The 11,022-nt window shown below is 66.2% G+C and carries 9 protein-coding genes and 1 pseudogene; 5 read left to right on the forward strand and 5 right to left on the reverse strand.

From position 1 onward, the window contains the following. Both GQS65_RS21155 and GQS65_RS21160 read right to left on the reverse strand, forming a co-directional pair. Window positions 1–440, reverse strand: a pseudogene (locus GQS65_RS21155) (ABC transporter substrate-binding protein); the annotation flags it as partial. A gap of 166 nt (window positions 441–606) precedes the next feature. Then, window positions 607–1,839, reverse strand: coding sequence for a metal-dependent hydrolase family protein (locus tag GQS65_RS21160; RefSeq protein ID WP_158206606.1), 1,233 nt, complete (start codon window positions 1,837–1,839; stop codon window positions 607–609). A gap of 112 nt (window positions 1,840–1,951) precedes the next feature. Between GQS65_RS21160 and GQS65_RS21165 the strand changes: the two genes are divergently transcribed. Together GQS65_RS21165 and GQS65_RS21170 are read left to right on the forward strand one after the other, a co-directional pair. Then, entirely contained in the window at window positions 1,952–2,956 is a 1,005-nt protein-coding gene (locus GQS65_RS21165) for an ABC transporter permease (protein ID WP_158206607.1), read from the forward strand. Window position 2,957: 1 nt separating this feature from the next. Continuing rightward, window positions 2,958–3,959 (forward strand): ABC transporter permease, encoded by a 1,002-nt coding sequence (locus GQS65_RS21170; protein WP_158206608.1) that lies wholly within the window; start codon window positions 2,958–2,960, stop codon window positions 3,957–3,959. 57 nt (window positions 3,960–4,016) lie between these two features. Here the strand turns inward: GQS65_RS21170 and GQS65_RS21175 are convergent, their stop codons facing one another. Continuing rightward, window positions 4,017–5,510, reverse strand: coding sequence for a carboxypeptidase M32 (locus GQS65_RS21175; protein WP_158206609.1), 1,494 nt, complete (start codon window positions 5,508–5,510; stop codon window positions 4,017–4,019). Window positions 5,511–5,684: 174 nt separating this feature from the next. Here GQS65_RS21175 and GQS65_RS21180 point away from each other — a divergent pair, with 174 nt between their 5' ends. Together GQS65_RS21180 and GQS65_RS21185 are read left to right on the forward strand one after the other, a co-directional pair. Beyond that, window positions 5,685–6,827, forward strand: coding sequence for an ABC transporter ATP-binding protein (locus tag GQS65_RS21180; protein ID WP_158206610.1), 1,143 nt, complete (start codon window positions 5,685–5,687; stop codon window positions 6,825–6,827). After that, entirely contained in the window at window positions 6,820–8,133 is a 1,314-nt protein-coding gene (locus tag GQS65_RS21185; RefSeq protein WP_158206611.1) for an ABC transporter ATP-binding protein, read from the forward strand. Before GQS65_RS21180 ends, GQS65_RS21185 begins: the two co-directional genes overlap by 8 nt. 40 nt (window positions 8,134–8,173) lie before the next feature. Here GQS65_RS21185 and GQS65_RS21190 read toward each other — a convergent pair whose 3' ends face one another. Continuing rightward, window positions 8,174–8,650, reverse strand: coding sequence for a hypothetical protein (locus GQS65_RS21190; RefSeq protein ID WP_158206612.1), 477 nt, complete (start codon window positions 8,648–8,650; stop codon window positions 8,174–8,176). Window positions 8,651–8,738: 88 nt separating this feature from the next. On the opposite strand from GQS65_RS21190, the gene GQS65_RS21195 reads away from it, so the two are divergent. Then, window positions 8,739–9,818, forward strand: coding sequence for a M42 family metallopeptidase (locus tag GQS65_RS21195; RefSeq protein ID WP_158206613.1), 1,080 nt, complete (start codon window positions 8,739–8,741; stop codon window positions 9,816–9,818). Window positions 9,819–9,822: 4 nt separating this feature from the next. On the opposite strand, the gene GQS65_RS21200 is transcribed toward GQS65_RS21195, so the two are convergent. Next, window positions 9,823–11,022, reverse strand: a 1,200-nt coding sequence (locus GQS65_RS21200) for an ABC transporter substrate-binding protein (protein ID WP_158206614.1), incomplete at its 5' end; no start/stop codon positions are given.

Here is an 11,022-nt window from a genome sequence, read left to right on the forward strand (position 1 = left end):
GACCCCTCGTCGATGGGGGCCTGGAAGGAGTACATGATGTCCTCGGCGGTCACGGGGTCGCCGTTGTGGAACGTCGCGTTGTCCACGATGGAGACGACCCACCGCTGGCCCTCGCGTTCGGGTTCCGGAAGCCCGTCACCCAGGTCCGACGGGATCAGTTCGAGGGCGTCGTTGTAGGTGTACAGCGACGAGAACACGTTCTGGCCGACGATGGCCGACGGGACGCCCAGTCCCTTGACGGGGTCCCAGTCCGGTGGTGCCCCCGCCTGTGCGACGGTGAGGCTCCCACCGGCGCGTGCCTGTTCCTGCTCGGTTTCGCTGTCGGTCGTCTCCCCACCGTCAGTCCCCCCACCGTTGCCACCGGCCCCGCCGCCACCGCCACCGGTCGTCTCGCCACTCTCGTTCTCCGGAGCGGACCCTGCACAACCGGCGAGTGCCACGACCCCTGCGAACCCACCCACCTGCAGTGCCCGTCGGCGCGTCACTCCCCGAGACAGTCGCCTCTCCGGACCACATGATTTGTTATCACGCGACATACCGACTCATCGGATGTTCGGTGATATATGTGTTTCGGCGCTCCGTCTCGGAAGTCGGGAGGTTCGGGCGCTACAGTGCGACCGGACGCCCGTCTTTGTACACGTCGGCCACCGATTCGAGCGCACGGATGTCCGCCAGTGGGTCCTCGTCAAGGACGACGAAGTCGCCGTGCCGGCCCGGTTCGACGGCCCCGACCGACTCGTCGTGGAGCGCCCGTGCCGCGACGGACGTCCCCGACTGGAGCGCCTCCATCTCGGACATCCCCACTTCGTCGACGAGCAGTTCGAACTCCAGGTACGTCCCGAGCGGGTGGTCCTCGGTCCCGCCACAGTCGGACGCGTGAGCGATGGGGACGCCCGCTTCGTAGGCACGCCGAGCGGATTCGAGGTGCTCTTCGTGGGCCGCCGCCGACTTCTCCTGTGACCACTCCGGCACGTCGCTCTCGGGGCCGGCGACCGCGTTCCGGTAGATGGCCTGTATCGTCGGGACGAGGATCGCCCCCGTCTCCTCGAACAGGTCGAGCGACTCGTCGTCGATACCGATGCCGTGTTCGATGGTGTCGACGCCGTTCCGGAGTGCGTTGTTGATACCGTCGGTCCCTTCGGCGTGGGAGGCGACGGGGATACCCACCCGGTGGGCCTCCTCGGTGAACGCGCGGATCTCCTCGTCGGTGTAGTGGGCGTGGTCGGGGTGGTCCTTCTGCGAGAGCATCCCCCCGGACGTCATGATCTTGATGAGGTCGACGCCCTCTCGGACGTGCTTTCGGGCCTCGCGGCGGGCCTCCGTCGGTCCGTCGGTCAGTACGCGCCCCGCGTGCGGATCGTTGGTGACCCACTCGTGGGGGAGGTAGTGTGCGTCCGCGTGACCGGCCGTCTGTGAGAAGGACTTCCACGCCGTGTAGATGCGCGGCCCCGGAATCTCGCCCTCCTCGACGGCCTGCCTGAGTCCCAGTCCGGTCGGCCCGCCACAGTCACGGACGCTCGTGAACCCCGCACCGAGCAGCGTTCGGAGGTCCTTCGTGGCACGGGCCGTCCCCAGTGCGACGTCGAGTGTGAGCATGTCGAACGGGCGCAGCGAGCGCCACCCGTTGATGTGCAGGTGTGCGTCGATGAGCCCCGGCAACACGAACTGCTCGGAGTGGTCGACGAACGTCGCCCCCTCCGGGCGGTCGATACTGTCACGGGGACCGACCTCGGTGATCGTACCGTCGGTGACGACGACGCGGACGTTCGGGCGTGCGTCGTCGCTCAGGCCGTCGACGAGCGTTCCACAGTCGAGTACGGTGATACTGTCCTCTGTCATAGTGAGCAACCCTCGACACTCCGTGACACGGGCGGCAGCATATACGTTGTCACTGACGCGGTGCGGGCGACCACATGGTTTATATCCTCTTCGAAGCATGGCTCTGACACACATGGGCATGGCAAGATACACGCTCCGGAGGCTTCTCCAGGCCGTCCCGGTGCTGATAGGTATCGCAACGATCACCTTCCTCCTCGTCAACGCGATTCCCGGCGACCCCGCTCGTATCCTCATCGGTCCGGGCGCGCCGGCGGACGCCGTCGACGCGATACGGGCGAAGTACGGACTCGACCGACCGCTGTGGGAACGCTACCTGGCGTACATGTTCGGCGTCGTGCAGGGCGACTTCGGCACGAGCATCCACTACGGCGGCGCCCCCGTCATCGACAAGATCATGGAGCGCCTGCCGGTGACGCTCCTGCTGATGGCGTCGAGTTTCGTCTTCGCCATCGTGACCGCGATTCCCCTCGGCATCCTCTCGGCGAAGCGTCGCAACGAACCGTCCGACCACATCTCTCGAATCGTCGCCCTGTTCGGCGTCAGTACCCCGTCGTTCTGGATCGGACTGATGCTCATCATCGTCTTCTCGTTCCACCTCGACGTACTGCCCGCGACGAGTCTCGTCTTACCGTGGGCGGACCCGAGTACCGTCGAGGGGGCGACGACGCGACTGGACGTCCTCTGGCAGGCGTTCATCCACCTCCTCATGCCTTCGATAACGCTCGGGACGCTGTACATGGCTGCCATCATGCGTATCGAACGCTCCTCGATGCTGGAGGTGCTGAAGAAACCGTACATCGACCTCGCCAGGGCCTACGGTGTCCCGGAGCGCAAGATCACCCGCAGACACGCGTTCCGGAACGCACAGCTACCGGTGTTGACCGTCGTCGGGTTGCAGTTGACCTCGGCGCTCGGCGGGGCCGTGCTGACCGAGACCGTCTTCAACATCAACGGGATGGGACGACTCGTCATCACGGCCATCAACAACCAGGACTACCAGCTCGTGATGGGGACGACGCTGTTCTTCGGCGTGACGTTCGTCGTCGGCGTCATCATCACGGACCTGGCGTACGCGTGGGTCGACCCGCGCGTGAGCTACGACGCGGAGGCCAACTGATATGTCTACGGACACTACCGACGGCAAGGAACCAGTGAAGGAACTCCGGACGCGGGTGGCGAAGGACCCGGACGAACCGACCCAGCCGACCGAAGCGAGCGTCGGTTGGCGGTACACGCTCGAACAGATACACCGCGACCGAACCGCCCGCCTCGGACTGTACATCATCGGGTTCATGACCGGCCTCGCGGTGTTCGCGTGGGTCGACTCCGCCCTCCTCGACTACGCCATCGCCGAGCGGTTCCTCTACCACCCCGAACAAGACCCGGTGGGGACGGTGACGCTGTTACCCCCGTTCGGCTTCGAGAACGTCTTCGGTGCCGGCGTCATCGAACACCCGCTGGGAACCGACCACCGAGGACGGGACATCCTCGTCCGTCTCATCTACGGGTCGAGGATAGCGATGACCGTCGGTATCGGGGCGACGGGCATCGGCCTCGTCCTCGGGACGGCCGTCGGGGCCGTCGCCGGCTACTACGGTGGCTGGGTCGACGACGTGCTGATGCGCATCGTCGAGACGGTCTACGCCATCCCGTTCCTGGTGCTCGTCATCGCGTTCATGACCGCCTTCGGTCGGGACCTGACCTTCGCGATGGTCGGCGTCGCCATCGCGTCCGTACCAGTGTTCGCCCGCCTGATCCGCTCGCGCGTCGTCAGTGTCCGCGAGGAGGTCTACATCGAGGCCGCACAGGCGGTCGGTGTGAAAGACCGGAACATCATCGTGCGCCACCTCATCCCGAACTCGTTCGCCCCGGTCGTCGTTCAGGCGACGCTGCAGGTCGGCGTCAACATCCTGACCGTCGCGGGCCTGTCGTTCCTCGGGTTCGGCGCACAGCCACCCACCCCGTCGTGGGGGCAGATGCTCGCCCAGTCCCGTGGGTTCATGCTGCCGGACCCGTGGTTCAGCGTCTGGCCCGGAATCGCCATCCTCGTCACCGTCATCGGGTTCAACCTCGTCGGCGACGGCCTCCGCGACGCGCTGGACCCCAACCTCCGGAACTGAGTCTACCCCCGCTCTGTCGCGTTTTGACTTCTGTACCTTCCGTCGAGCAGTCCCCGACTACAGGTCGTAGAGCGTGCCGAACTTCTCGTCGACGTAGTCGAGGAAATAATCAGCGGTCAACGACTCGCCGGTCGCGCGTTCGACGAGTTCGGGGGTCTCGTAGCGCTGTCCGTGTCGGTGGACGGCCGCGCCGAGCCAGTCGGTCAGCGGTTCGAAGTCGCCCGCCTCGATGGCGTGGTCCACGTCGGGGAGGTCCCGCGACGCCGCCGCGAACAACTGCGCCGCGAGCACCGACCCGAGGGTGTAGTTCTGGAACGACGCGACCGACCCGACGCTCCAGTGGATGTCCTGGAGACAGCCCTCGGTGTCGCTCGACGGCGTGACGCCGAGATACCGTTCGTACTTCTCGTTCCACACGGCCGGGACCTCCGAGACGTCGATGCGGCCCTCGACGAGCGCCCGTTCGATTTCGTAGCGGACCAGGATGTGGAGGTGGTAGGTGAGTTCGTCGGCGTGGCCGCGCAGCGGCCCGACGGTGACGCGGTTGGCGGCCGCGTAGACATCGTCGACCGAGACGTCGCGCGGGAGGGCGTCGGCGACCGTCGGCGTGAAGCCAGCCCAGAACGCTCGTGACCGGCCGACGTGGTTCTCCCAGAACCGAGACTGGCTCTCGTGGACGACCATGCTCCGTGCCGTCCCGAGCGGCGTCCCGAAGTGTTCGGCCGGGAGGCCACGCGTGTAGGTCGCGTGGCCGAACTCGTGGAGCGTGCTCGTCAGCCCCGCGAGGAGGTTCGACTCGTCGAACCGGGTCGTCACGCGGGCGTCGTAGACCGTCCCGTTCGAGAACGGGTGTGGAGCCTCGTCGAACCGCCCGTGGTCCCAGTCGTACCCGACGTGGTCGAGCGCGGCACGGTGCAGCGGTCGTTGCTCGGCGGCGGGGAACGACCCCTCGAACAGCCGTGGAGGCTCGACCGGGCTCTCCCGGACCGCCCGAATCAGCGGTGGAAGCTCCTCACCGAGTCGGTCGAGGACCGTCTCGACCGTCGAGAGCGGGAGGTACGGTTCGTTGAACTCGCCGACGGCGTACAGCGTCTCGAACCGGCTGTCGTGGTCGAAGTGATCGGCGACCTCCCGTTTCAGCTCGATTATCCGGCGTAGCTGTGGTTCGAAGACCTCGAAGGCGTCCGCTCGGCGTGCTTCACGCCACGCCGGTTGTGCTTCGGAGAGCTTCGACTGCAAGCGCTCGACGAGCGACTCGGGAATCCGCATCGCGTCGTCGCGCTCACGGGCGACTTCGCGCACCAGCGCTGCTCGCTCGGGGCGTAGCTCCGTCGCTTCGAGACGCGCGAGGAGTCTCCCGGTCCGGTCGTCGGTGAGCGTTCGGTGTCGTGCCTTCGCAACGGCCGCACGCTGTGTCGAGCGGCCCGGCGACCCACCGGACGGCATCGTCACCTGCTCGTCCCAGTAGAGCAACTCGTCCACCGTCGAGAGCGTCCCCGCGTGACGAGCCTCCGCGTAGAGTTCCTCGTACGCCGCGTCCACGTCGGTCATCGGTCACCCAGTGCCCGTCCCGTCGACGAACCGGCACGACTGTTCGGTAGCATCGTCACGGCTGTTCGGACACGTGTAGCATAAGCGTGCAGATACCGGAGACGGGAGACGCCTCCGGCCTGCAGGTTTATATGCTGTGACCTGTATCCCCATACAGACACGATTCGTGATACCATGCACCCAGATACCGTTCTCAACGTAGAAAACCTGAAGACCCAGTTCTTCACCGAGGAGGGCGTCGTTCGAGCGGTCGACGGCATCTCCTTCTCGGTGAAGCGCGGAGAGATACTCGGCCTGGTCGGCGAGTCCGGTGCCGGAAAGAGCGTCGCCGCGAAGTCCATCCTCCGACTCATCGACAACCCCGGCGAGATCGTCGGCGGTCGAATCACGTTCGGTGAGAAGACCCTGTTCGGTCTCGAAGAGGGCGACGACGGCGAGGTTCGACAGGACGAGGCGATGCTCTCGAACGCCGATATGCGCCGGGACATCCGCGGCCGGGAGATCGCCATCATCTTCCAGGACCCGATGGAGTCGCTCAATCCGGTGTTCACCATCGGTGAGCAGCTTCGTGAGTTCATCGAGATCAACCGAGAGATGGGGAAGAAGGCCGCCCGAGAGGAAGCGATCCACATGCTCCGGGAGGTCGGCATCCCTGACCCGGAGACGCGTTACGACAGCTACCCCCACCAGTTCTCCGGCGGGATGCGCCAGCGCGTCCTCATCGCGATGGCGCTGGCCTGTGAGCCGAGTCTCATCATCGCCGACGAACCGACGACGGCGCTCGACGTCACCGTCGAGAGTCAGATCCTCGACCTCGTCGCCGACCTCCAGCAGAAGTACGACACGAGTTTCATCTGGGTCACTCACGACATGGGCGTCGTCGCGGAGATCTGTGACCGCGTCTGCGTGATGTACCTCGGGCAGATCATCGAACAGGCCGACGTCGACGACCTGTTCTACGACCCGAAGCACCCGTACACCGAGGCGCTGTTGCGTTCGATTCCTCGCCCCGACGAGACCGTCGACGAACTCGACCCCATCAAGGGTGTCATGCCCGAGGCCATCAACCCACCGTCCGGGTGCCGGTTCCACACGCGCTGTCCGGAGGCTCGTGAGGTCTGCATGGAGGTCGACCCGGAAGCCAAAGACGTCTCGGAGGCGGGCGAACGACTCCACCGGGCGGCCTGTCTGATACACGACGACGAGTTCGGGGCCGACTACCGGGCGAGTACGCCCATCGAGACGTCCGCGACCAGTGGCTTCGGGACGGGACTGGCGAGCGACGGCGGCGTCTCCGGAGGTGCGGACGATGAGTAGCGAACCGGCACGGTCCATCTCCGACGACGACGACGACATCGCGTTCGGCGAGACGCTGGTGTCGGTCGAGAACCTGACCAAGCACTTCACGACCGGTGGGGGGCTGTTGAGCCTCCGGTACGACGCGACCGGCGGTGGGTTCCCGTTCCGAACCCACAGCGACCGCGTCCGGGCCGTCGAGAACGTCTCGTTCGACATCAAGAAGGGGGAGACGCTCGGCATCGTCGGCGAGTCCGGCTGTGGGAAGTCGACGCTCGCCCGGACCATCCTGAAGCTCCACGCCCCGACCGACGGTGACATCTACTTCAAAGGCGAGAACCTCGCGGACCTCACCGGCGAGGCGCTCCGGAAGCGCCGACGGGAGATGCAGATGATCTTCCAGGACCCGCAGTCCTCGCTCGACCCCCGGATGAAGGTGGGACCTATCGTCGAGGAGCCGATGAAGGCTCACGACATCTACGACCCCGACGAGCGCTCCGACCGGGTGCGTGACCTCTTAGAGAAGGTCGGCCTCGACCCGCAACACTACAACCGCTACCCCCACGAGTTCTCCGGGGGGCAGCGTCAGCGGGTCAACCTCGCCCGCGCACTGGCGGTCAATCCGGACTTCATCGTCTGTGACGAACCGGTGAGCGCGCTCGACGTCTCGATTCAGGCGCAGGTGCTCAACACGATGAAGCGCCTCCAGCGGGAGTTCGGGCTGACCTACCTGTTCATCGCCCACGACCTGAGCGTCATCCGCCACATCTCCGACCGCGTCGGCGTCATGTACCTCGGTCAGCTCGTCGAACTCGCGGACCGCGACGAACTGTTCGAGAACCCCCAGCACCCCTACACACGGTCGTTGCTCGAATCCATCCCGGTGCCCGACCCGCGCGTGGAGGGACGGCGGGGCGTCCTCGAAGGCGACGTCCCCAGTCCCATCAACCCGCCCTCGGGCTGTCGCTTCCGGACCCGTTGTCCGGACCTCATCGCCCCCGACACCTACGAGATGAGCGACGCCGAGTGGGTGAACGTCAGGCGGTTCATGCGGGCCGTCGACCGACGCACGTTCACCGTCACCGACCGCGCGGAACTCCTCGCCGAGTTCTTCGACGACGCGTACCCCGACGGCGAGGCCGGTGACGTCACCGACCGAGCGATAGACAACGTCCTCGCCGACGAGTGGGAGACTGCCGCGACGCTTCTCCAAGAGCGGTTCGCCGAACAGAGCATCTGTGCACTGCGAGAGCCCAGCTACGAGGTCGAACCCGAACACGGGACCAACCAGCACTTCGCCGCCTGCCACCTCAACGCCGACGACTGACCCGGCGACCCACGCTACCGTGGGACGCCTCCGGACGCTTTCAGACGATTTCTACGGTGAGACTCGCTCGTGGCCGCTCGTCGGCAGTTGCGACGAACGCGACGAGTTCGTGCGTGCCACGGGCCGCGGGCGTCCAGACCCCGTCCGATTCGAACCGGCCCGACCAGGTCACGTCCACGACCTTTCGCTCGCCGCTCCGGAACTGTAACTGGCTCGGTCGCTCGGTGAGATACTGCCGTTCGTCGCTCCCCTCCAGTTCGCCGTCGACCCGCCACCCCCACAGCCGAGCGGTCGGTGTCCGGACGGCGACCGGTACGGGCAGTCGGTTCTCGAACGTCACCCGGAACTGGACGGGGTCGCCCTGTCGACACCGAGTCGTCTCGGCGGTGAGGCCGACGCCGACGGCGCGTCGAGCGACCGACTGCGGGACGAACTTCCCGACCGTCTCGGTGAGGAAGCTGCGACTCTCGTCGAGGCCGACGTCGGCGCGGTTCGATTTCGGGTCGTGGGCGTCCATTACCGACCACGTCGTCGGCGAGTCAAAAACCGCTGTCGGGTCGGGCGGCAGTAGCTATATGCCGGTTCCTGACCGACGGTCTGCTCGGATGACGCGAGAACTCCCCTTCGACTTCGAGTTGTTACGCGACCTGACCGCCGCCTGTGGCCCCGTCGGCTACGAAGACGACGTCCGAACCATCGTCCGCGAGGAACTCGAGGCGAGCACCGACGAGGTCACCTCCGACGCCATGGGCAACGTCGTCGGGACCGTCCACGGCGAGAGTGACTACAGCGTCGTCGTCGCCGCACACATCGACGAGTGGGGGTGGATGGTCGAGCGAATCACCGACGACGGCTTCCTCGAACTCAACATGCTCGGCGGGACGAATCCGCTGACCGCACGCTCCCAGCGCGTCACCGTCAGGACGCGCCGGGGCGAACACCTCACGGGTATCATCGGAGCGGTCCCACCACACATGCTCGGCGACGACGAGTTGGACAAGCGACCGACCGACCCCCGACAGGCCGTCTGGGACGTCGAGGACGTCTACGTCGAACTCGGCCTCGACGCCGCCGCCGTTCGTGACCGGGTCGAACCGGGCGACGTCGTCACGCTCGCACAGGAGACCATCGTCATGGGCGACCACGTGACGGGCAAGGCGTTCGACAACCGTGCGCTCGTGTTCGCCATGCTCGAAGCCGCCCGGCGTATCGAGGACCCCGCCGTCACCGTTCACTTCGCGGCGACCGTCCAGGAGGAGGTCGGACTCCGCGGTGCCGAGGCACTCGCGGTGGACCTCGACCCGGACCTCGCTCTCGCGCTCGACATCGCCATCGCCAACGACCAGCCGTACTTCGACGACGACCCCATCGTCCGGGCGGGCGCGGGGACCGCCATCAAGGTCAAGGACCACACCAGTCTGACGAACCCGAAGGTCACGGACCGTCTCCGTGACCTCGCCGAGGACCGTGACATCCCGCACCAGCTCGAGATCTACTCCTCGGGCGGAACCGACGCCGGCGCGTTCCAGACGGCGAACGGGGCCACGCCCGTCGGCGCGGTGCTCCTCCCGACGCGGAACATCCACTCCGACACCGCGAGCGCACACGTCGACGACATCGCCGCGACCACCGACCTGCTGACCGCGTTCCTCGAAACGGAGACCGGGGACGACTACGTCCTCTGAGCGACTACGAGGACTCGACGAAGACGTTGTTCGACGCCGAGACGAGACGCGGGTTCATGTCGGTCAGCGGCGTGACCTGGAAGTCCTTGACGTAGTCTTTCACCCCCCAGACGGCCTTCATCGAGTACGCCGGAATCTGGACGCGCTGCTGGATGATCTCCGTCTGGATGTCGATGTAGAGCTGACGGCGCTCCTCGCGGTCGGTCGACTGGCGGGACCGTTCGATCATCTCCATCACCTCCGGGTCGTCCCAGTAGTGGCCCTGGTTGGCCCCCGCGCCCGACTCGTGGTACATGTTGAACATCTGGTAGTCGGGGTTCGGCGAGAGCCCCCAGTCCAGCGAGTAGACGTTGTAGTCCGCGGCCTTCCCGGTCGTGAAGTTCTCGAGGAACGTCCCCCTGTCGAGGTTCACCACCTCGGCGTCGTAGCCGGCCTCCTTGATGCCGTTGGCGATGGTGACCATCATCTGCTGGATGGGGTCGAGCGGTTCGTATATCATCCGGCAGGTCCAGTCGTCGGGGACGCCCGCCTCCTCGAACAGCGTCTTCGCCCGGTCGATGTCCTTGCCGACGGCCATCGACTCGAACTCGTCGAGGGGCATGTCCCACGCCTCGGCCAGCGCGGCGGGCATCGGCTGGTACTGCCGACCACCGACGGGGTTCCAGAACCGCTCGGACACCGCGTCGAGGTCCACGCAGTAGTCGATGGCCTCTCGCACCGCCGGTTTCGTCGTCTCACCTTCGTTCAGGTTGAACGTGACGAAGCCGTAGTTCAGGGCGTCCGACGACTGGACACTCGCGTCACCGATGTCCTCGACGGTGCCGTAGAGCTTCGCGGGGACGTCCTTCAGCAACCCCGCGTCAGTCGTCTTGAACTGCGTGACCCGCGTCGTCGCCTCCGGAACGGGGACGAACTCTACCCGTTCGAGGTTCGGCGTCGTCTCCCCCCAGTAGTCGTCCCAGCGTTCCAGTCTGGTGAACTCCCCTTCGGTGAACTCGGTGAACCGGAACGGACCGGACCCGACCGGGTTCTGCCCCCCGAACGCCTGTGGGTCCGCCTCGCGGACCGCCTTCGGGACGATCTGCATCGACGCGAGCGCGTGGCCGAACGCGCCGTACGGGAACGACAGGTCGAACTGCACCGTCGTCTCGTCGACCGTCTCCATCGTGTCGAGCATGCTCCACGACGAGGCGACCCACGACCC

Source organism: Halomarina oriensis (genome assembly GCF_009791395.1).
In the GTDB taxonomy this organism is placed as follows: Archaea; Halobacteriota; Halobacteria; order Halobacteriales; family Haloarculaceae; genus Halomarina; species Halomarina oriensis.